Below are 19420 nucleotides of genomic sequence, written 5' to 3'. Positions count from 1 at the left end.
TCATGAGTTATATTCCAAGATTAAAGCAAGAATATAAGGAGCGCGTGATCAAGGCGCTAACGGAAGAATTTGGTTACAAAAATGTAATGCAGGTTCCTAAGTTGCAGAAAATAGTGGTTAGCCGTGGAGTCGGTGCCGCTGTTTCCGATAAAAAGCTTATCGATCATGCCGTGGACGAGCTGACCAACATCACAGGTCAAAAAGCGGTGGCTACCCTTTCAAAAAAGGACGTTGCTACGTTCAAGTTGAGAAAGGGAATGCCGATCGGTGCAAAAGTGACCTTGAGAGGAGAGCGTATGTACGAATTTTTGGATAGATTGATCACAAGTGCACTTCCAAGGGTACGTGATTTCTCTGGAGTTAAAGCCACAGGTTTCGACGGTAGAGGTAACTACAATTTGGGAGTTACCGAACAGATCATCTTTCCAGAAATCAATATCGATAGAATCAACAGGATCAACGGGATGGACATTACGTTCGTTACTTCCGCTGAGACTGATAAGGAAGCAAAATCATTGTTAACCGAACTGGGAGTACCCTTTAAAAAGAACTAGTATGGCCAAGGAATCAATGAAAGCCCGCGAAAGGAAAAGGGCTAAAATGGTAGAAAAATACGCCGAGAAAAGAAAGGCGCTAAAGGAAGCGGGAGATTATGAGGCTTTGCAGAAGTTGCCAAAGAATGCTTCTCCTGTTCGTATGAGGAACCGTTGTAAACTTACAGGTAGGCCTCGTGGTTACATGAGAACTTTTGGTATATCAAGGGTAATGTTCAGGGAAATGGCCAACAAAGGTTTGATTCCTGGTGTTAAAAAGGCAAGTTGGTAATTTAGATAAAGAAAAGAAATGCTTACAGATCCAATTTCAGATTATTTGACCAGATTGAGAAATGCCAACAAGGCAGGTCATAGGGTTGTAAATATCCCAAGTTCCAATCTAAAGAGACAAATTACCAAAATATTGTTCGACCAAGGATATATTTTGAGCTATAAGTTCGAGGAGAATGAAGTACAGGGGAACATTAAAATAGCCCTTAAGTATGATAAATTCACCAAAGAGCCTATCATTAAAAAATTGCAGCGGGTAAGTAAGCCCGGTCTGCGTAAATATTCAAACTCAAGCGATTTGCCTAGAGTGTTGAACGGTTTGGGAATTGCCATCATATCAACTTCGCACGGAGTTATGACGAGCAAGCAAGCTCAGCAAGAGAACGTAGGTGGTGAAGTATTGTGCTACGTATATTAATTGAGAAAAGAGAAGAAAAATGTCTAGAATAGGTAACAGTCCAGTTAATATTCCTGAGGGAGTCACTGTAGAAGTGAAGGATTCCATGGTTACTGTAAAAGGTAAACTCGGTGAACTTTCACAAGAGTTTTCAGGGATCGACATAAAAGTCGAGGACGGAAATGTTGTTTTGGAAAGACCTTCCGATGACAACGAGCATAAAGCAAAACATGGTTTATACCGCGCTCTTATCAATAATATGGTAGAAGGTGTAACCAAAGGTTGGACCAAGCAATTGGAACTTGTAGGTGTTGGTTACAGAGCCAGCAATCAAGGACAGAAATTGGATTTGGCCCTTGGATTCTCTCACAACATCATTTTGGACATCGCTCCAGAGGTGCAGATTGAGACCATCTCCGAAAAAGGGAAGAACCCTATCGTGAAACTAACATCCCACGACAAACAATTGGTAGGTCAAGTGGCCGCCAAGATCAGATCCTTCCGTAAGCCAGAGCCTTACAAAGGAAAAGGTGTGAAGTTCGTAGGGGAACAATTAAGAAGAAAAGCAGGTAAATCAGCTTAATAATTAAGACTATGGGATTATCTAAGACTGAAAGAAAATTACGCATCCGAAGAAGAATACGAAAAGTATCCTTCGGAACTGAAGCAAGACCAAGGTTGTCCATCTTCAGAAGCAATAAAGAAATATATGCCCAGTTGATTGACGACAATAAAGGTGTAACTTTGGCGTCCGCTTCATCCAGAGATAAGGATGTTGATGCCAAAGGAACAAAGTCCGAAGTCGCTACCAACGTGGGGAAGGCCATAGCCGAAAAGGCCCTTAAGCTAGGTGTAGAAGCCGTGGCTTTTGATAGGGGAGGAAACCTATATCACGGAAGAGTAAAATCATTGGCTGAAGGCGCTAGGGAGGCCGGACTAAAATTTTAATAAACTATGTACCAGAATTACAAAAACGTAGAGACAGTAAAGCCGGGTGGACTGGAGTTGAAAGACCGTTTGGTTGGAGTGCAAAGGGTTACCAAGGTAACAAAAGGAGGTAGAGCCTTTGGTTTTTCAGCAATAGTTGTTGTTGGTGACGAAAACGGAGTTGTTGGACATGGTTTGGGTAAATCCAAAGAGGTTGCCACAGCTATTGCCAAGGCTATCGAGGACGCAAAAAAGAACTTGGTTCGCATACCTTTGACCAAAGCAACACTTCCTCACGAACAAAAAGGAAAATATGGTGGTGCAAGGGTATTTATCAAGCCTGCATCCCATGGTACCGGGGTAATCGCCGGTGGAGCGGTAAGAGCCGTATTGGAGGCAGTGGGAGTGCAGGATGTACTTTCTAAGTCCCAAGGTTCCTCCAATCCGCACAATGTGGTAAAAGCAACTTTCGATGCCTTGTTGCAGTTGAGAAGTGCCGATACCGTTGCCAAGCAAAGAGGAGTTTCTTTGGAAAAAGTCTTTAAAGGATAAATAGAGGATATTATGTCAAAGATTAAGGTTACACAAATAAAGAGCGGCATTAAAAAGCCACAAGACCAAAAAAGAACTTTGGAGGCTCTTGGACTTAAAAAAATCGGACAGGAAGTGGAGCACGAAGCAACTCCTAGTATCCTTGGAATGGTAAATAAGGTAAAACACTTGGTTTCCACAGAGGAAGCTTAAAATATAAAGGCACATGGATTTGAATAATCTTAAACCAGCGGATGGCGCTGTGCACAAAGAAGGAAAACGTGTAGGACGTGGAGAAGGCTCCGGTAAAGGAGGAACTTCCACCCGTGGACACAAAGGAGCCAAGTCTAGATCTGGATATTCCAAAAAGATTGGTTTTGAAGGTGGTCAGATGCCATTGCAGAGACGTGTACCAAAGTTTGGTTTTACCAACATAAACAGAAAAGAGTACACAGGAATCAATCTAGGCAGATTGCAAGAGTTGGTGGACAAAGGAACCGTGAAAAACGAAGTTACTTTGGAAACCCTTATTGAGAACGGATTGGCCCACAAAAACGATTTGGTAAAGATATTGGGTGATGGTGAATTAAAGGCATCGCTTAAAGTATCTGTTCATAAATTTACTGCTTCCGCAAAAGCTGCCATCGAGTCAGCAGGAGGTGAGGCAATAAGTTTATAAGAAGTTATAGCATGAAGAAATTTATTGAGACCATATCAAATATCTGGAAGATAGATGAACTAAGACAACGCATCATCCTAACATTGGGGTTGTTGTTGGTCTACCGATTCGGTGCCCAAGTTGTTCTTCCCGGTATTGATACCGCCCAGTTGGCGGAATTATCCACCCAGACTGAAAATGGTATCTTGGGTATTCTGAATGCTTTTACGGGTGGTGCTTTTGCGAATGCCTCGGTGTTCGCTTTGGGTATTATGCCCTATATCTCCGCTTCCATTGTGGTACAGTTGATGGGAATTGCGATTCCATATCTTCAAAAACTACAAAAAGAAGGAGAGAGTGGTAGAAAGACCATCAATCAGATTACCCGTTGGTTAACAATAGGTATCTGTATTGTTCAAGCCCCTGCCTATTTGTACGGTCTTGGTGCCCTTGGTGTGCCAGATAGTGCATTTGTTTTGGGCAAAGGTTTGGATTTTATCGTTCCAGCTGTTATTATATTGGTAACAGGGTGTGTGTTCGCTATGTGGTTGGGTGAGAAAATTACCGATAAGGGTATCGGAAACGGTATTTCCTTATTGATTATGGTAGGGATCATTGCAACGTTGCCACAAGCATTTGCGCAGGAATTTGTTTCCAGAACAACAAACAATACCGGAGGAATCATGTTTATGTTGATCGAGGTAATCGTTTGGTTCTTGGTAATCTTGGCCAGTGTTTATTTGACCATGGCCGTAAGACAGATTCCGGTACAGTACGCAAGAAGAACAGCTTCTGGCGGATATGAAAAGAACGTAATGGGAGCGCGTCAGTACATTCCATTAAAATTGAATGCATCTGGTGTAATGCCCATTATCTTTGCACAGGCAATTATGTTCGCGCCAAGTTTGATCGGTAGAACGTTTAATGATACAGCTGCGGGACAGTGGATGGAAGTACAGTTCGCCGATATATTCGGATTGGCCTACAACATCCTCTTTGCGGTATTGATCATCATATTTACCTACTTCTATACAGCGATCACCGTGCCGACCAATAAAATGGCCGATGATCTTAAAAGAAGTGGTGGTTTTATCCCAGGCATACGCCCAGGAAAGGAAACAGGAAATTATTTGGACAAGATCATGTCCTTGATAACATTGCCGGGATCTATCTTTTTGGCCTTGTTGGCAGTATTGCCCGCAGTAGTGGTTAAATTGATGGATGTACAGGCCGGATGGGCATTGTTTTACGGAGGTACATCACTATTGATTATGGTGGGTGTGGCTATCGATACCGTACAACAAGTTAATTCGTATCTGTTGAACAGACATTACGATGGCTTGATGAAAACCGGAAAGAACAGAAAAGTAGCATAATAATAAAAGTTAGAAGCTAGAAGTTAGAAGTTAGACCTGAAAATTTGTAGTAAAGCTTTAACCGAAAACTTAAAACTGAAAACTAATAACTGAATATGGCAAAGCAGCCAGCAATAGAACAAGACGGGACTATCATTGAAGCATTGTCCAATGCAATGTTCAGGGTAGAATTGGAAAATGGGCACGTTGTAACGGCGCACATATCAGGGAAAATGCGTATGCATTACATAAAGCTGCTTCCCGGTGATAAGGTAAAGTTGGAAATGAGTCCATACGATTTAACAAAAGCAAGAATTACGTATAGATACTAGTTACATGAAAGTAAGAGCATCAATAAAGAAGAGAAGTGCCGACTGCAAGATTGTTCGCAGAAAGGGCAGATTGTATGTAATCAACAAAAAGAATCCTAGATTTAAACAAAGACAAGGGTAATTATGGCAAGAATTGCAGGGGTAGATATACCTAAACAAAAGCGTGGCGTTATTTCGCTTACCTACATCTTCGGTATAGGTAAAAGTAGGGCGCAAGAAATTTTGGCAGCAGCCCAAGTAAGTGAAGATACCAAGGTTTCCGATTGGACCGATGATGAAATCGGTAAAATCAGGGAAGCGGTCGGATCTTACACGATTGAAGGAGAGCTTCGCTCAGAAACCTCAATGAACATCAAACGTTTGATGGACATCGGTTGTTACCGTGGAATTCGTCACAGAGCAGGATTGCCATTGAGAGGTCAACGTACCAAGAACAACTCTAGGACCAGAAAAGGAAAAAGAAAAACAGTTGCCAACAAGAAAAAGGCAACTAAATAATAAGAACATAGTCATTAGTATTTAGACGTTAGAAGAATCTGTTTGAAATGTAAAAGTCTAGGATTCCAATAACTAAGAGCTAACACTAGAAACTAAAAAATATGGCAAAAACAAGTAAAACTACAACCAAGAAGCGTAAAGTAGTAGTAGATGCTACCGGAGAGGCGCACGTTGTAGCATCTTTCAACAACATCATTATTTCCCTTACCAATAAGAAAGGTGATGTTATTTCATGGTCTTCCGCAGGAAAAATGGGATTCCGTGGTTCAAAAAAGAACACACCCTACGCAGCTCAGGTTGCGGCAGAAGATTGTGCAAAGGTTGCCCATGAGGCAGGCTTGAGAAAAGTGAAGGTCTATGTAAAAGGACCAGGTAACGGAAGGGAATCCGCTATCCGTTCCATTCACAACTCGGGAATCGAAGTAACAGAGATCGTTGACGTTACTCCACTACCGCACAATGGATGTAGACCTCCTAAAAGAAGAAGAGTTTAATTATCAATTATATTGTTTAACGGGCCCCCTAAAAAGGGTCTTCACCCGAAGGTGCAGTTAGATTATCGAAGGATAAGCCTTAATTCATAATCGCACTTTCAAACCAAAAGAAGATGGCAAGATATACAGGACCAAAAACAAAGATCGCTAGAAAATTTGGAGAAGCGATTTTCGGAGACGACAAGTCATTCGAAAAGAAAAATTACCCTCCAGGACAACACGGTAACAACAGACGCCGAGGTAAAAAATCGGAATACGCAATCCAGTTGATGGAGAAGCAAAAGGCAAAATACACCTATGGTATTTTGGAGAAACAATTCCGTAACCTATTTGCCGAGGCAAAAAGAAAAGAAGGCGTTACCGGTGAGGTATTGCTTCAGTTGTGCGAGTCACGTTTGGATAACGTGGTTTTCAGAATGGGCATCAGCCCATCAAGGAGAGGTGCACGCCAATTGGTATCGCACCGTCATATTACAGTGAACGGAGAGGTAGTTAACATTCCATCATACTCGCTAAAAGCTGGCGATGTTGTTGGTGTTAGGGAAAAATCCAAATCCGTACAGTCCATTGTGGATTCATTGGCTAACAATAGCAGTGTTTACGAATGGATTACTTGGAACTCTGAAAAGAAAGAAGGTACTTATGTAGCTGTTCCAGAAAGGCTTCAGATCCCTGAGAATATCAAGGAACAACTGATAGTCGAATTATACTCTAAATAAGAATTCAACATTAATCCAATTATGGCATTACTTAATTTTCAGAAGCCCGATAAAGTTATAATGATCGATTCAACAGATTTCGAGGGGAAATTCGAATTTCGTCCCTTGGAACCTGGATATGGATTAACAGTTGGGAATGCGCTGAGAAGGGTTTTGCTTTCCTCTTTGGAAGGTTTTGCCATCACTTCTGTGCGCATAGATGGAGTTGAACATGAGTTTTCTGTTATCCCAGGCGTTGTTGAAGACGTTACCGAAATTATCCTGAACCTAAAACAAGTGAGGTTCAAAAGACAGATTGATGATGTTGAGAGCGAGACCGTGTCTATTTCCGTTAGCGGAAAGGAACAAATGACCGCTGGTGACTTCCAAAAGTTCATCTCAGGATATCAAGTGCTGAACCCAGACTTGGTAATCTGTAACATGGACCCTAAGGTGAACATCAATATGGAGATCGTTATCGAAAAAGGTCGTGGTTATGTTCCTGCCGAGGAAAACAAAAAATCCAATGCACCTTTGGGCAGCATTGCGGTAGATTCTGTTTACACTCCAGTAAAGAACGTAAAATACAGCATCGAAAACTATAGGGTAGAGCAAAAGACCGATTACGAAAAATTGGTTTTCGAAATCATCACCGATGGTTCCATCCACCCAAAAGATGCCTTGACAGAGGCCGCTAAAGTTCTGATTCACCACTTTATGTTGTTCTCCGATGAGCGTATCACCCTTGAGGCCGATGAAATTGCCCAGACCGAGACCTACGATGAGGAATCATTGCACATGCGCCAGTTGTTGAAGACCAAATTGGTAGACATGGACTTGTCCGTAAGGGCATTGAACTGTTTGAAAGCTGCCGAAGTGGATACTTTGGGAGATTTGGTTTCCTTCAATAAAAACGATTTGATGAAGTTCAGAAACTTCGGTAAAAAATCATTGACCGAATTGGAAGAATTGGTCATCAACAAAGGCCTGCAATTTGGTATGGACCTTTCCAAATACAAATTAGATAAAGATTAATAATCATATTTTGCTCTCTTGGTAAAACAAGATTTGGTAGCAAGATGATAACTTAGAACAATGAGACACGGAAAGAAGTTTAATCACTTAGGAAGAACAGCTGCCCACAGAAAGGCAATGTTGGCCAACATGGGAAGTTCCCTAATTGAGCACAAAAGAATCAACACCACGGTTGCAAAGGCCAAAGCGTTGAAGAAGTTTATCGAGCCTTTGATCACAAAAGCAAAGACGGAAAACAACCAGACTACCGAAAAAGGTACACACAATAGAAGGGTTGTTTTTAGTAACTTGCGCAGCAAAGAGGCCGTAACAGAATTGTTCAGCACAGTTGCCGAAAAAGTTGGCGACAGACCAGGAGGCTACACAAGAATCATTAAATTGGGTAACCGATTGGGAGATAACGCCGACATGGCCATGATCGAATTGGTAGATTTCAACGAGCTTTACAACGCAGGTAAGCCCAAGAAGAAGTCGACCAGAAGAAGTAGAAGAGGAGGCGGAGCCAAAAAAGCTGAAACACCAGCTCCAGCGGCTGAAACCAAAACTGACGATTCTGAAGAATAAGAAGAATGTTATTAACTATTGTATTTAACGAAAAAGGATAAGTGAGAACTTATCCTTTTTTTATGTTTTTTTGTCAAAACTGAAACTAGAGCACAAAATGAAGTATCACACAAAGAAAAAAGCGTTGATTTTGTTAGCGGACGGAACCATATTTTATGGTAAGGCCGTTGGAGGAAGAGAAAGTACCGCAGTAGGGGAAGTTTGTTTCAATACTGGGATGACGGGTTACCAAGAAATTTTTACGGACCCGTCCTATTACGGACAGTTAATGGTGACCACCAATGCACACATTGGGAATTATGGGGCCAACTTGGAAGAAGTGGAGTCTGATTCTGTGAAAATTGCCGGTCTTATTTGTAAAAATTTCAGTTACGATTACTCAAGACCCAATGCAGACATGAGTTTGTTGGAGTTCTTGGACAAGAACAATCTATTGGCCATTTCAGATGTGGACACCCGTGCTTTGGTGAGCTACATAAGGGACAATGGCGCCATGAACGCTTTGATCTCCACAAAAGTGGACGACATCGATGCGCTAAAAGAAGAATTGAAGCAAGTTCCCAGCATGGAAGGTTTGGAACTATCATCCAAAGTTTCGACAAAAGAGCCCTATTTCTATGGCGATGAGAATTCAGAAATTAAAATTTCCGCTTTGGACATTGGCATCAAAAAGAACATTTTGAGAAATTTGGCCAAACGAGGAGCCTATATCAAAGTATTCCCATATAATTCGTCGTATGATGAAATGAAGGAATGGAACCCCGATGGTTATTTTATATCCAACGGCCCTGGAGATCCAGAACCTTTAACGGATGCCGTGGCAGCCACCAAAGAAATGATTGCTTCCGACAAACCGCTGTTCGGAATATGTTTAGGTCACCAAGTATTGGCTTTGGCCAACGGTGTCTCCACCTATAAGATGCACAATGGTCATAGGGGAATCAATCACCCCATCCTGAACTTGGTAACCGGGAAGGGAGAAATTACGTCCCAAAACCATGGATTCGCCGTGAACAGGGAAGAGACCGAAGCAAATGCGGAATTGGAAATAACCCACACCCATTTGAACGATCAAACCGTGGCCGGAATCAAAATGAAGAACAAGGACGTATTCTCGGTACAATACCACCCGGAAGCAAGTCCAGGTCCGCACGATGCAGATTATCTGTTCGACCAATTTTTCGATTTGATCAAGGCCAGCAAAAACTAAAACGTTATAGTTTTGTTTTTAAGCAATTAAGTACGTTTTGTGAGTAATATCATGAAGCTAAAAACGCTACCTTTTGTATCTTTAACCAATAATCACAACTATAAAACATTGAATTAAAATGAGCATCATTATCAACATTCATGCAAGACAGATATTGGATTCCAGAGGGAACCCGACAGTAGAAGTAGACGTAGTAACCGAAAATGGAATTATGGGAAGGGCAGCCGTACCTTCCGGAGCCTCTACTGGGGAGCATGAAGCCGTTGAATTGCGTGATGGTGGCGATTCCTTTATGGGTAAAGGAGTGGGCAAGGCCGTCAACAACGTAAATACCATCATAGCAGAGGAGCTTATCGGCACTTCGGTTTTTGAACAGAACCATATCGACCAGACCATGATCGAGTTGGACGGTACTCCAAATAAATCAAAATTGGGCGCCAACGCCATTTTGGGCGTATCATTGGCAGTGGCAAAAGCTGCGGCCAATGAGTTGGGAATGCCATTGTACCGATACGTGGGTGGTGTTAGCGCCAATACGCTTCCAGTTCCGATGATGAACATTATCAATGGAGGGTCGCATTCCGATGCACCTATCGCTTTCCAGGAATTTATGGTGATGCCTGTTAAGGCGAAGGATTTTAGCCATGCCATGCAAATGGGGACGGAAATCTTCCATAACCTTAAGAAAGTATTGCATGATCGTAATTTGAGCACTGCTGTAGGTGATGAAGGTGGATTTGCGCCGACATTGGAAGGTGGTACCGAAGACGCTTTGGACACCATTGCAAAAGCTGTGGAAAAAGCAGGTTACAAATTGGGCGACGAGATTATGATCGCATTGGATTGTGCTTCGGCAGAATTTTATGTTGATGGAGCATACGATTATACAAAATTTGAAGGAAGCAAAGGTGTAGTGCGTACTTCAGAGGAGCAAGCGCAATACCTTGCCGACCTTTGTGAAAAATACCCGATTATTTCCATAGAGGATGGAATGGATGAAAACGATTGGGAAGGTTGGAAAGTTTTAACTGAAAAAATCGGTGACAAGGTGCAATTGGTTGGGGATGACTTGTTCGTGACCAACGTGGAGCGTCTTTCCCGTGGAATTGAAAACGGTATTGCCAATTCCATCTTGATCAAAGTAAACCAAATCGGAACATTAACGGAGACCATTGCCGCGGTAAACATGGCAAAGAATGCAGGATATACTTCCGTAATGTCACACAGATCAGGAGAAACCGAGGACAATACCATCGCCGATTTGGCAGTAGCATTGAACACAGGGCAAATCAAAACAGGTTCTGCGTCCAGAAGTGACCGTATGGCCAAATACAACCAGTTGTTGCGAATTGAGGAAGAATTGGGCGAGGTAGCCTATTATCCACAAGAAAAAGCCTTCAAGGTAAACTAAGAATAATGATTTTTTAGCATACAAAAAGCCTTTCCTGATCAGGAAAGGCTTTTTTTTGTTTCGGTTCCAAACTTTGGTTAAATTAAGGGTTCACTAAACAATCATTAATAATTCTCCCACATGAACAACTTTCTTTTTATTGCCGCCGAAAACGATGCTTTGGAAAACTGTAAAGCGGGAGGAATGGGCGATGTGGTCCGTGATGTGCCAAGGCAGATTTCGGAAAAGGGCGATAAGGTACATGTGGTCGTGCCTTCATATTCTAGGTTGCACCATGGGGGATTGCCAAGGACCACCGTAAATTTTACATTGCGAGGTTTGGGGTATACAGCGGAACTTTACGAGGTAAAACCTAAAAAGGAGTTCCCCAATATTTTCCATTACGTGCTGCACCATCCAGAAATTGAGGCGGGAGATATTGCCCACATTTACCATAACGACCCCGAAGAACCTTTCTATACCGATGCCATTAAGTACTTTATTTTTTGTACCGCAGTAGCCGAGGCCATAAAACAGGGAGCATTTGGTGATGTAGATTTGGTACACCTGCACGATTGGCACTCCAGCCTATTGTTGTTTCTGCGCGAATATCATCCCGACTACACCAATCTTAAGGATATCCGAATAGTTTACAGCATTCATAATTTGGCCATTCAAGGTATACGCCCTTTTGATAATAATTATTCCTCAGTAAAAAATTGGTTCCCCAATGTGCCGTTAGATTATCAAAAGTTGATGGACCACCGGTACCAGGACTGTATCAACCTGATGGCCGTTGGGATACGATTTGCGGATGCCGTGCATACGGTCTCGCCATCGTACAAAGATGATGTCTTATTACCAAGTTCACCTCCCGAATTTATCGGTGGCGAAGGTCTGGAAACCGATTTGCAAAAGGCCGATCAAGAAGGACGTTTGTTCGGTATATTGAACGGTTGTAACTATAAGAATATCAACAAAGAGAAGAAGGGGAATATCTATCGTAACACCGTCAAAGCATTATTTGGATGGTTACAGCAAGAAGATAAAAAGTACAAGGCTGATTTTTTGGCCCATACCGGGGAAAAGATCATGGCCTTTGTGGAGGAAAGACCCAAGTTTATCGCTTCGAGCGTTGCTAGGCTAACAGAGCAGAAGTTTTACTTTTTTATGAGGTCGCCAGAAGCCTTTGTCGAAATACTGAAAAAACTCGAAAAAGTAGATGGCATTTTTATGCTATTGGGTACCGGTGCTCCAGAGTATGAAGAGTTGTTCAGGAAATTGAGTTACCAACACAAGAATTTTGTATTCACCAACGGTCAATCCGAAAAATTGATCGATTCCATGTACTTGGAATCCGATCTGTATTTTATGCCAAGTCTGTTTGAGCCGTGTGGCATCAGTCAAATGTTGGCCATGCGAAACGGTAATCCATGTTTGGTCCATCATACGGGAGGGTTAAAGGATACTGTGGAGCATATGAAAACAGGTTTTAGTTTTGATGGCGATAGCTACGATGAAAAAATTAAAAGTATGTTGGAGGCCATGGACATTGCCTTGGACGTGTTCTTAAACGACAAACCCTCTTGGAAGAAAATACAGGCCGCGGCACGAAAAAAACGGTTTACGTGGCAGAAATCCGTGGACGAATATTACAAAGTGCTCTACAAATTGGATTGACCCGATTTTTATAGATCATTTTAGCGTTAATATCTACACAAATAGCGGCTGGAAATTGTTAATGGCTATGCTTTTTCGTAATTTTCGCTTTCTATTTTTACTAATCTATTAAAACATAAAATGTCGGATAAAGCTATACTCGAATATGGGGGAGAAAGATATGAATTCCCCGTTATAAAAGGTACTGAAGATGAATTGGCCATTGATATAAAAACCCTGAGGGCCTCAACAGGAATGGTGACGATAGACCCGGGTTACAAGAATACGGGGTCTTGCGAAAGCGCCATAACATTCCTAGATGGTGAAAAGGGTATTTTAAGATATCGCGGGTACTCCATTGAAGATCTTGCCGAGAAAGCTGGCTTTTTGGAAGTGGCCTATCTTTTGATTTTTGGCGAGTTGCCCAACACCCAGCAGCTGGAAAAATTCCACAACGACATTAAAGAAGAATCCCAAGTGGATGAGGAGATGAAGAAAATTTTGGACGGGTTTCCAAAATCGGCCCACCCTATGGGCGTACTTTCTTCGTTGACCAGTGCTTTGGTTGCGTTTAATCCATCTTGTGTGGATGTGTCATCGGAGTCCGCCATGTATAATTCAATTGTCCGTATTTTGGCCAAGTTCCCCGTTTTGGTGGCTTGGACCTTACGTAAGAAAAAGGGCCTTCCATTGGATTATGGGGACGATAGCCTTGGTTACGTGGAGAACATCCATAAAATGATGTTCAAAAGACCGAACCAAGAATACAAAAGAGATCCCATTGCAATCGATGCCCTGGACAAATTACTGATTTTGCACGCAGACCACGAGCAGAACTGCTCTACATCAACGGTGAGGATAGTAGGTTCTTCCCACGCCGGACTGTTTGCCTCGCTTTCCGCAGGTATCTCCGCACTTTGGGGACCGCTCCACGGTGGGGCCAACCAAGCTGTTCTGGAAATGTTGGAAGCCATTGAGGCCGACGGTGGAGACACCAAAAAATATATGGCCAAGGCCAAGGATAAGGAAGACCCTTTCAGGTTGATGGGCTTTGGACACCGTGTGTACAAAAACTTTGACCCAAGGGCCAAGATCATTAAAAAATCCGCGGACGAGGTGTTGGGCAATTTAGGTATTGAGGACCCAATTTTGGACATCGCCAAAGGATTGGAAAAAGAGGCCTTGGAAGACAGCTACTTTGTAGATAGAAAACTATATCCCAATGTGGATTTCTATTCCGGGATCATCTATCGTGCATTGGGTATCCCTACCGAAATGTTCACGGTAATGTTCGCTTTGGGTAGATTGCCCGGTTGGATCGCACAATGGAGAGAAATGAGATTGAGAAAAGAACCGATCGGTAGACCAAGACAGGTGTACATCGGGGAAAACCATAGAAGCTTTGTTCCATTGGAAAAAAGGTAAGATTTGGGACGATAAAATAAAAAAGGGGCGATATTCGCCCCTTTTTCAATGGGACGTGTTTAAAGAATGCCCACCACGTTTTTATTGAGGCGTCTGTCCTTTTCAAGGCACATTCTCATTATTTCAAACTGGTAATGCCTTTGAATTTCGGAAATACCTTCTTTCTCAGCAGCATTTCTCGCATCCTTAAATGTTTTATGGATAAAGTCATGTGCATCCACAGTACTCAGGTTTTTTAAGGTCGAATCCAAGGATATACCATACTTCCTTGCCGATTCGTTTACCTTATCGTATTGTAGTTGTAAATATTGATGCGTAATGTCGTGCGTAAACGTGGCAAATCCATCAGGTAGGTCCTGCTCTGTGATACAATCGTTATATTTTGCCGCATAAACAGTGTCTGTTTGAATAGGTGGCTTTGCTTTGGAAATAAAATCAAGCCGATCTATTCCCTGGAAAGCATACATGCCGCCCAAAACAATTGCCATGGTTGCCAATAAAATCAATGTAAGCGAAAATTTTTTCATAAGTAAGAAAAATCTTGGGTCAAAAGTAGTAATTAAAACATATTGAAAAACTGATATATGTCAGGTTTTTGAGTTTTTGAATAAATTTTAATCATTTGATAAACATTGGCTTGTTTTACGGACCTAAACTTATCATTTAAAGGAAAAGACATGGAAATGCAGGGGATTTTATCGATTTGGCAAGCAATAAAATTGGAGTAAAACACTAGATTTGCCATAGAATTTTAAGGATTTTTCTTTACTGAATACATTTGCCGATATTTTCGGCATTAAATAACCCAAGCATGATCGAATTGAACGTTGTTGATGAGACCAGTCCTTTAAAAGCAGTGATTTTGGGAACCGCTGAGAGCAGTGGTCCCATCCCTACTATCGAGGAGGCCTATGACCCCAAATCCATTGAGCATATAAAGGCCGGGACCTATCCAAAAGAGGAGGATATGATCAAGGAAATGGAGGCCTTTGCCCGCGTATTCCAAAAATATGGTGTAAAAGTCTACCGGCCCGAAGTGCTGCGGGACTGCAACCAGATTTTCGCGCGGGATATTGCCTTTGTACTAGAGGATAAATTGTTTCATGCCAATATTTTGCCCGATCGCGAAAGGGAGTTCGAGGCAATACACGAAGTATTGGACGGCATAGACCCCAAAAAGATTATAAGACCGCCCGAGGAAGTCCATATTGAGGGAGGCGATGTGATGCCCTGGAACGACCATATATTTATAGGAACCTACACAGGTGCTGATTATTCAAGTTACATTACGGCCCGCACCAATATCGAAGCCGTGGAATTTATTCGGGATATGTTTCCCCGTAAAAGGGTAAAATCTTTTGAGCTCAGAAAGTCAAATACCGATCCCAAGGAAAATGCATTGCATTTGGATTGCTGTTTTCAGCCTGTGGGAAGGGACAAGGCGATTCTGCACAAAAATGGATTTCTAGTGGAAGACGAATACCAATATTTGGTGGATTTCTTCGGACCGGAGAATATCTTTGAGATCAATAAGGAAGAAATGTACCAGATGTTCAGTAATGTGTTCTCCATATCCCCGGAAGTCGTAGTTTCGGAAAAGAATTTTACCAGATTGAACAATTGGCTGCGCGACCAAGGGTTTACCGTTGAGGAAATCCCCTATGCCGAAATAGCCAAACAGGAAGGTCTGTTGCGATGTAGCACCATGCCTTTGATCAGAGCATAAATTTTAACCCCGTTTCCTGCTGCCACAGGTATATCAAAACAGTCAAAGTATTGAAAAAACAGATTACCGGTACCATTCTGATGGTACGCCCCGTTAACTTTAGGATGAACGAACAGACTGCGGTCAACAATTATTTTCAGGAAGACCCGCATCTAAAAAATGCCGAAATCAATAAACAGGCACAAGAGGAATTCGACCAGTTTGTAAGAGTGCTTCGGGAACATGGTGTAAACGTAATCACCATAAGCGATAATTTGGAGCGCGATACCCCCGACTCCATTTTTCCGAACAATTGGGTTTCTTTTCACGACAATGGAACCGTGTGCGTGTATCCCATGTTTGCCGAAAACCGTAGAAAGGAACGCAGAGAGGACATTTTTGAACTTTTGGAGGAAAACGGTTTTGTGATCAACAATTTTATGGACTATACCTCCGCCGAAGGGGAAGAGGTGTTTTTGGAAGGAACCGGTAGCATTTTATTGGACAGGGTAAACCAGAAAGCATATTGCGCATTGTCCGAACGTGCGCATGAAGAACTCTTTATCGAATTTTGTGAAGATTTTGATTGTTTTCCGGTAATATTTCATGCCAATCAAACGGTGGAAGGTGAGCGATTGCCTATTTATCATACCAATGTAATGATGGCCATGGCCGAAACCTTTGCCGTTATCTGTTTGGATTCCATCGATGACAAAAAGGAACGAAAGAACGTAGTGGAGCACATTAAAATGGACGGCAGGGAAGTCATACGCATTACAGAGGAACAAATGTGCCACTTTGCGGGCAACATGCTCCAGGTAATCGGCGCCAACGATAAGCGTTTTATGGTGATGAGCACCCAAGCCTATAACAGCTTGACCCAGGAGCAAATCAGTGCCATTGAAAAACATTGTGCCATTCTCCACAGTCCTTTGGACACCATTGAGACCTGTGGCGGCGGTAGCGCGCGCTGTATGATGGCCGAAGTGTTTTTGCCAAAGGCCTAATAGTGCCCTTGAGAGTGCAGGGACGTATTTGCCCAATTGATATCGGAAGTAAATAGCATATGCGTAGAAATTTTGAGATCTTAGGGATGTGTGCGGGATGGTTTGCCGTACTCGCGCAACTGTATTTGATGCTCCAAAACCGGGAAACTGCACTGGTTGAAAGCTTGTTGCGCTTTGTAAGCTATTTTACCATTCTCACCAATACGTTGGTGGCATTGTTTTTTACTACGCGGGTTTTTGGTGCCGATCAAAAGAGATTGGCCCTCTTTCATAAAAGTGCGACACCCATGGCACTTACGGCTTTTATAGTGGTGGTTGGCCTGGTCTATCAGTTTGTGCTGCGCAAACTTTGGAGCCCAACAGGTTTGCAAATGGTTGTGGATGAGATGTTGCATACCATAATTCCAGTGTTGATGTATGTGTATTGGCTCATGTTCTGCGCCAAAACAACAGTTGCTTGGAAACAACTCTCCCCATGGTTGCTATATCCTTTTGGGTATTTGGTTTTTGTGCTGATGCGCGGACATTTTTCCGGATTTTATCCCTATCCGTTTTTAAGTGTGACGGAGCTTGGGTTTGGTTCCGTGCTTTTGAATAGCTGCTTTGTGGTTGTGTTGATGCTTCTTGTTATGGCCGCCCTCTTTTTTCTGGGGAAACTGCTGCGACCGAAACAATGAACAATTGACAGTGAGCAATAATCAATGGCATAGTTTGACACGTCTGCCTGCCGCCGGCAGGAATTCCACGAATTTTCCCGAAGTAGTTTTTTGTCATTTCGAACCGACTGAAAGGAGTGTGGGAACTCTAAGGAAAGTTGGGATTTATCAATCGATGCTTTGTATTTCACCCCCTCAACCCCACCACAATCCCCCGAAGCGCAGCGACCACTTCGTGCACTTCCTTGCGGTCGAACGTATCTTCTTCCAAGTAAAATAGCATTTCCAGAGCCAAGTCTAAAACTTTGGCCAATTCTTCAGGAGAACCGTACCAGTCTTCAATCCAGTTTAGTAGAATTTCTGCTTTTTCCATATCAGGAGCAAGAAAAACATTTTTTGTCAACGGGCACATGTCATAAATGACAAGAGGGGGGAAGGGTAAATGGTAAATGGAGAAGGTTACGGAAGAAAACTAAAAACTCAGAACTCTTAACCCAAAACTCATAACTAATCTTCCTCCTCGGCCGTAAACCCGCGAATGGCCTTGTTGGGCTCCATAATGGTATAGCCTTTCCAAAACTCCGCATCGTAGCGTGGCATATAAGTGGCCTTTACCGTTTTATCCTCTTTAAAGGACGTAAACTCGTTTTCGGCAATGTTATCTTGGTCAAACACTACCAGCTCCCATTTGTTGGTCATATGCATCTGGAAGTCGATGTTCAACTTTAGTTCGTTCTGCTTGCGACGGCCCTTGACATGTTTGTTCTTTTCCACCACTTTTAACGGTCGGTCCACCCCAAAAAATTTGCCATCGGCCAATTCCATAAACTGCAGGTCGTACTTGCCATTGGGTAGTTTGGCAAACCGCATGGTGCCCTTGTACACCGTTTCGCGGTAGGTAATGCCCAAAAGTCTAAAATTCCGGAGGCGTTGGGTGTTGGTAAAGTCCAGTCGCATCACCGCAAAGTCCTCGATATTGATGTAAAGTCGGCCTTTAAAATCCGCGCTGCTTCGCTTGGGCCAAAAATCCACCACATAAACACCGGTGTCCCCTATATCGGAATAACCGGCCAGTTTAAACTCGTACCGACGGTTTTTGTCCACCAAATCCAGTTTGGTGTCTTCCTTATAGTAGAGTTGGCCCAATAGTTCTTTAAACTGCCAACGTTGGCTGTCGGTCAGGCCGGAAACACTGTCTTTTTTGACCTGGGCCTTTAGTTTTTTGGCCTGGTCCATGCGTTCGTCGTCCATGGTGTCCAAAATGGAATCCACCTGTATCTTTTCACTAAAAATCCCCGATTTTATTTTTAGGTAGGAGCCCGGCTTTACGTTTTTTGTAAAGATGTCCTCCATATGTTCCGCCAGTTCCTCAAAAGAACTTACATCGCGTTTATCGTAAAGGTCGGCCGCTTTTATAATGTTGAGTTTGTAATCCGTATTGTTTTTGTAGAGGTCGCCAAAACTCTCGGTATAGTGCGATGCATTTTTGGGAATGGACCGGGCAATACTGTCCATCAATTCCTTGTTCAGTTCTTTGATGGATGATTTTTCGAACCCAAAATCCACTTTGTGCATATTGGCCAGTTCCGCTTTCCTTAGGAAAAAGCGTTGTTTTATGGGGGCTTTGTTCACATTCTGGGGAATGTTTTCTATCATTTTATCGATGATGTCGTCCACTTCCAGTTCCTTGTCGAACACATAAACGCCACTCAATTCGATGGCCTTGGCATTTAAGGGGACCAAGCTGTCCTGCATTTGCTCCAGCGTGAAGCCTTTTTTCTCGTAGCCCATCGAGGTCACAAAAATGGAGTCGGGCAACGCAGCACCTTCCTCCAGCACAAAACTAAAGCGGCCTTCCTCATTGGTGATCACGCCTTGGCCCTCTCCATATTGAATCGTGGCATACGGAATCCCTTTTTGGGTCTTGGCATCCACCAATCGGGAGCTAACGGTCTGGGCAAGCAGCGGAAATCCCATCAAAAGCGTTAAAGCGGCAATACAAAAGGTTTTTTTGAGAAGCATTTTTTTATCTAAGGTTACAATTACAAGACATTT

26 protein-coding genes are annotated in these 19420 nt (G+C 42.7%); 23 read left to right on the top strand and 3 right to left on the bottom strand.

The features are described 5' to 3' along the window. The first annotated feature begins 2 nt into the window (after nt 1-2). From rplE to GVT53_RS13435, 20 genes are all read left to right on the top strand, one after another. Nucleotides 3-554 (top strand): 50S ribosomal protein L5, encoded by a 552-nt coding sequence (gene rplE, locus GVT53_RS13530; protein WP_108246819.1) that lies wholly within the window; start codon nt 3-5, stop codon nt 552-554. A 1-nt stretch (nt 555) separates the two neighbouring features. Next, nucleotides 556-825, top strand: coding sequence for a 30S ribosomal protein S14 (gene rpsN, locus GVT53_RS13525; protein WP_036379829.1), 270 nt, complete (start codon nt 556-558; stop codon nt 823-825). Between the two features lie 18 nt (nt 826-843). Further along, a complete protein-coding gene (gene rpsH / locus GVT53_RS13520) occupies nt 844-1242 on the top strand; it encodes a 30S ribosomal protein S8 (RefSeq protein ID WP_166249054.1) in 399 nt (132 codons plus the stop codon). A 19-nt stretch (nt 1243-1261) separates the two neighbouring features. Continuing rightward, nucleotides 1262-1804: a 50S ribosomal protein L6 gene (gene rplF / locus GVT53_RS13515; protein WP_166249053.1), complete on the top strand. Its 543-nt coding sequence runs from the start codon at nt 1262-1264 to the stop codon at nt 1802-1804. Between the two features lie 11 nt (nt 1805-1815). Then, on the top strand, nt 1816-2169 hold the full coding sequence (gene rplR, locus GVT53_RS13510; protein ID WP_166249052.1) for a 50S ribosomal protein L18: 354 nt from the start codon (nt 1816-1818) through the stop codon (nt 2167-2169). 6 nt (nt 2170-2175) lie between these two features. Further along, entirely contained in the window at nt 2176-2700 is a 525-nt protein-coding gene (rpsE, locus tag GVT53_RS13505) for a 30S ribosomal protein S5 (protein ID WP_166249051.1), read from the top strand. Between the two features lie 12 nt (nt 2701-2712). Further along, complete coding sequence (rpmD, locus tag GVT53_RS13500) at nt 2713-2892, top strand: 50S ribosomal protein L30 (RefSeq protein WP_166249050.1); 180 nt, start codon at nt 2713-2715, stop codon at nt 2890-2892. 13 nt (nt 2893-2905) lie between these two features. Further along, a complete protein-coding gene (rplO, locus tag GVT53_RS13495; RefSeq protein ID WP_166249049.1) occupies nt 2906-3358 on the top strand; it encodes a 50S ribosomal protein L15 in 453 nt (150 codons plus the stop codon). A gap of 11 nt (nt 3359-3369) precedes the next feature. Next, nucleotides 3370-4713: a preprotein translocase subunit SecY gene (gene secY, locus GVT53_RS13490; RefSeq protein ID WP_163626134.1), complete on the top strand. Its 1344-nt coding sequence runs from the start codon at nt 3370-3372 to the stop codon at nt 4711-4713. 95 nt (nt 4714-4808) lie between these two features. After that, a complete protein-coding gene (gene infA / locus GVT53_RS13485) occupies nt 4809-5024 on the top strand; it encodes a translation initiation factor IF-1 (RefSeq protein ID WP_014031991.1) in 216 nt (71 codons plus the stop codon). Nucleotides 5025-5028: 4 nt separating this feature from the next. After that, the gene (gene ykgO / locus GVT53_RS13480; RefSeq protein WP_010519235.1) at nt 5029-5145 is read left to right on the top strand and encodes a type B 50S ribosomal protein L36; all 117 of its coding nucleotides are present in this window, start codon (nt 5029-5031) and stop codon (nt 5143-5145) included. Between the two features lie 2 nt (nt 5146-5147). Then, nucleotides 5148-5522, top strand: coding sequence for a 30S ribosomal protein S13 (gene rpsM / locus GVT53_RS13475; protein WP_166249048.1), 375 nt, complete (start codon nt 5148-5150; stop codon nt 5520-5522). A gap of 101 nt (nt 5523-5623) precedes the next feature. Continuing rightward, the gene (gene rpsK, locus GVT53_RS13470; protein ID WP_108246829.1) at nt 5624-6016 is read left to right on the top strand and encodes a 30S ribosomal protein S11; all 393 of its coding nucleotides are present in this window, start codon (nt 5624-5626) and stop codon (nt 6014-6016) included. Between the two features lie 113 nt (nt 6017-6129). Then, nucleotides 6130-6735, top strand: a complete 606-nt coding sequence (gene rpsD / locus GVT53_RS13465) for a 30S ribosomal protein S4 (protein ID WP_166249047.1) — start codon at nt 6130-6132, stop codon at nt 6733-6735. Nucleotides 6736-6756: 21 nt separating this feature from the next. After that, nucleotides 6757-7749, top strand: a complete 993-nt coding sequence (locus GVT53_RS13460) for a DNA-directed RNA polymerase subunit alpha (RefSeq protein ID WP_108246831.1) — start codon at nt 6757-6759, stop codon at nt 7747-7749. A 60-nt stretch (nt 7750-7809) separates the two neighbouring features. Further along, entirely contained in the window at nt 7810-8313 is a 504-nt protein-coding gene (gene rplQ / locus GVT53_RS13455; protein WP_166249046.1) for a 50S ribosomal protein L17, read from the top strand. A gap of 97 nt (nt 8314-8410) precedes the next feature. Then, nucleotides 8411-9523: a glutamine-hydrolyzing carbamoyl-phosphate synthase small subunit gene (carA, locus tag GVT53_RS13450; protein WP_166249045.1), complete on the top strand. Its 1113-nt coding sequence runs from the start codon at nt 8411-8413 to the stop codon at nt 9521-9523. A gap of 118 nt (nt 9524-9641) precedes the next feature. Then, entirely contained in the window at nt 9642-10934 is a 1293-nt protein-coding gene (gene eno, locus GVT53_RS13445) for a phosphopyruvate hydratase (RefSeq protein ID WP_166249044.1), read from the top strand. A 120-nt stretch (nt 10935-11054) separates the two neighbouring features. After that, nucleotides 11055-12593 carry a glycogen synthase gene (locus tag GVT53_RS13440; protein ID WP_166249043.1) on the top strand — a complete coding sequence of 513 codons (1539 nt, stop codon included), beginning with the start codon at nt 11055-11057 and terminating at the stop codon, nt 12591-12593. Nucleotides 12594-12713: 120 nt separating this feature from the next. Beyond that, nucleotides 12714-13997: a citrate synthase gene (locus GVT53_RS13435; RefSeq protein ID WP_166249042.1), complete on the top strand. Its 1284-nt coding sequence runs from the start codon at nt 12714-12716 to the stop codon at nt 13995-13997. A 59-nt stretch (nt 13998-14056) separates the two neighbouring features. Here the strand turns inward: GVT53_RS13435 and GVT53_RS13430 are convergent, their stop codons facing one another. Then, complete coding sequence (locus GVT53_RS13430) at nt 14057-14524, bottom strand: hypothetical protein (RefSeq protein WP_166249041.1); 468 nt, start codon at nt 14522-14524, stop codon at nt 14057-14059. A 284-nt stretch (nt 14525-14808) separates the two neighbouring features. Between GVT53_RS13430 and GVT53_RS13425 the strand changes: the two genes are divergently transcribed. The 3 genes from GVT53_RS13425 to GVT53_RS13415 all read left to right on the top strand — a co-directional run bounded on the left by GVT53_RS13425 (nt 14809) and on the right by GVT53_RS13415 (nt 17386). Next, nucleotides 14809-15723 carry a dimethylarginine dimethylaminohydrolase family protein gene (locus GVT53_RS13425; protein WP_166249040.1) on the top strand — a complete coding sequence of 305 codons (915 nt, stop codon included), beginning with the start codon at nt 14809-14811 and terminating at the stop codon, nt 15721-15723. 80 nt (nt 15724-15803) lie between these two features. Continuing rightward, a complete protein-coding gene (gene ctlX, locus GVT53_RS13420; RefSeq protein WP_166250494.1) occupies nt 15804-16709 on the top strand; it encodes a citrulline utilization hydrolase CtlX in 906 nt (301 codons plus the stop codon). Nucleotides 16710-16768: 59 nt separating this feature from the next. Beyond that, complete coding sequence (locus GVT53_RS13415) at nt 16769-17386, top strand: Pr6Pr family membrane protein (protein WP_166249039.1); 618 nt, start codon at nt 16769-16771, stop codon at nt 17384-17386. A gap of 166 nt (nt 17387-17552) precedes the next feature. Here GVT53_RS13415 and GVT53_RS13410 read toward each other — a convergent pair whose 3' ends face one another. Next, nucleotides 17553-17777 (bottom strand): hypothetical protein, encoded by a 225-nt coding sequence (locus GVT53_RS13410; RefSeq protein ID WP_240905019.1) that lies wholly within the window; start codon nt 17775-17777, stop codon nt 17553-17555. Between the two features lie 95 nt (nt 17778-17872). Continuing rightward, nucleotides 17873-19387 (bottom strand): carboxypeptidase-like regulatory domain-containing protein, encoded by a 1515-nt coding sequence (locus GVT53_RS13405; RefSeq protein ID WP_166249038.1) that lies wholly within the window; start codon nt 19385-19387, stop codon nt 17873-17875. Between the last annotated feature and the right edge of the window lie 33 nt (nt 19388-19420).

It is taken from the genome of Flagellimonas oceani (assembly GCF_011068285.1).
In the GTDB taxonomy this organism is placed as follows: Bacteria; Bacteroidota; Bacteroidia; order Flavobacteriales; family Flavobacteriaceae; genus Flagellimonas; species Flagellimonas oceani.
The sequence above is the reverse complement of the archived record's forward strand: the minus strand, read 5'-3'. Positions and strand labels throughout refer to the sequence as shown.

Coding starts and splice junctions, on each gene's coding strand:
- rplE (WP_108246819.1), top strand. CDS start 3: ATGAGTTATATTCCAAGATTAAAGCAAGAATATAAGGAGCGCGTGATC.
- rpsN (WP_036379829.1), top strand. CDS start 556: ATGGCCAAGGAATCAATGAAAGCCCGCGAAAGGAAAAGGGCTAAAATG.
- rpsH (WP_166249054.1), top strand. CDS start 844: ATGCTTACAGATCCAATTTCAGATTATTTGACCAGATTGAGAAATGCC.
- rplF (WP_166249053.1), top strand. CDS start 1,262: ATGTCTAGAATAGGTAACAGTCCAGTTAATATTCCTGAGGGAGTCACT.
- rplR (WP_166249052.1), top strand. CDS start 1,816: ATGGGATTATCTAAGACTGAAAGAAAATTACGCATCCGAAGAAGAATA.
- rpsE (WP_166249051.1), top strand. CDS start 2,176: ATGTACCAGAATTACAAAAACGTAGAGACAGTAAAGCCGGGTGGACTG.
- rpmD (WP_166249050.1), top strand. CDS start 2,713: ATGTCAAAGATTAAGGTTACACAAATAAAGAGCGGCATTAAAAAGCCA.
- rplO (WP_166249049.1), top strand. CDS start 2,906: ATGGATTTGAATAATCTTAAACCAGCGGATGGCGCTGTGCACAAAGAA.
- secY (WP_163626134.1), top strand. CDS start 3,370: ATGAAGAAATTTATTGAGACCATATCAAATATCTGGAAGATAGATGAA.
- infA (WP_014031991.1), top strand. CDS start 4,809: ATGGCAAAGCAGCCAGCAATAGAACAAGACGGGACTATCATTGAAGCA.
- ykgO (WP_010519235.1), top strand. CDS start 5,029: ATGAAAGTAAGAGCATCAATAAAGAAGAGAAGTGCCGACTGCAAGATT.
- rpsM (WP_166249048.1), top strand. CDS start 5,148: ATGGCAAGAATTGCAGGGGTAGATATACCTAAACAAAAGCGTGGCGTT.
- rpsK (WP_108246829.1), top strand. CDS start 5,624: ATGGCAAAAACAAGTAAAACTACAACCAAGAAGCGTAAAGTAGTAGTA.
- rpsD (WP_166249047.1), top strand. CDS start 6,130: ATGGCAAGATATACAGGACCAAAAACAAAGATCGCTAGAAAATTTGGA.
- GVT53_RS13460 (WP_108246831.1), top strand. CDS start 6,757: ATGGCATTACTTAATTTTCAGAAGCCCGATAAAGTTATAATGATCGAT.
- rplQ (WP_166249046.1), top strand. CDS start 7,810: ATGAGACACGGAAAGAAGTTTAATCACTTAGGAAGAACAGCTGCCCAC.
- carA (WP_166249045.1), top strand. CDS start 8,411: ATGAAGTATCACACAAAGAAAAAAGCGTTGATTTTGTTAGCGGACGGA.
- eno (WP_166249044.1), top strand. CDS start 9,642: ATGAGCATCATTATCAACATTCATGCAAGACAGATATTGGATTCCAGA.
- GVT53_RS13440 (WP_166249043.1), top strand. CDS start 11,055: ATGAACAACTTTCTTTTTATTGCCGCCGAAAACGATGCTTTGGAAAAC.
- GVT53_RS13435 (WP_166249042.1), top strand. CDS start 12,714: ATGTCGGATAAAGCTATACTCGAATATGGGGGAGAAAGATATGAATTC.
- GVT53_RS13430 (WP_166249041.1), bottom strand. CDS start 14,524: ATGAAAAAATTTTCGCTTACATTGATTTTATTGGCAACCATGGCAATT.
- GVT53_RS13425 (WP_166249040.1), top strand. CDS start 14,809: ATGATCGAATTGAACGTTGTTGATGAGACCAGTCCTTTAAAAGCAGTG.
- ctlX (WP_166250494.1), top strand. CDS start 15,804: ATGGTACGCCCCGTTAACTTTAGGATGAACGAACAGACTGCGGTCAAC.
- GVT53_RS13415 (WP_166249039.1), top strand. CDS start 16,769: ATGCGTAGAAATTTTGAGATCTTAGGGATGTGTGCGGGATGGTTTGCC.
- GVT53_RS13410 (WP_240905019.1), bottom strand. CDS start 17,777: ATGTGCCCGTTGACAAAAAATGTTTTTCTTGCTCCTGATATGGAAAAA.
- GVT53_RS13405 (WP_166249038.1), bottom strand. CDS start 19,387: ATGCTTCTCAAAAAAACCTTTTGTATTGCCGCTTTAACGCTTTTGATG.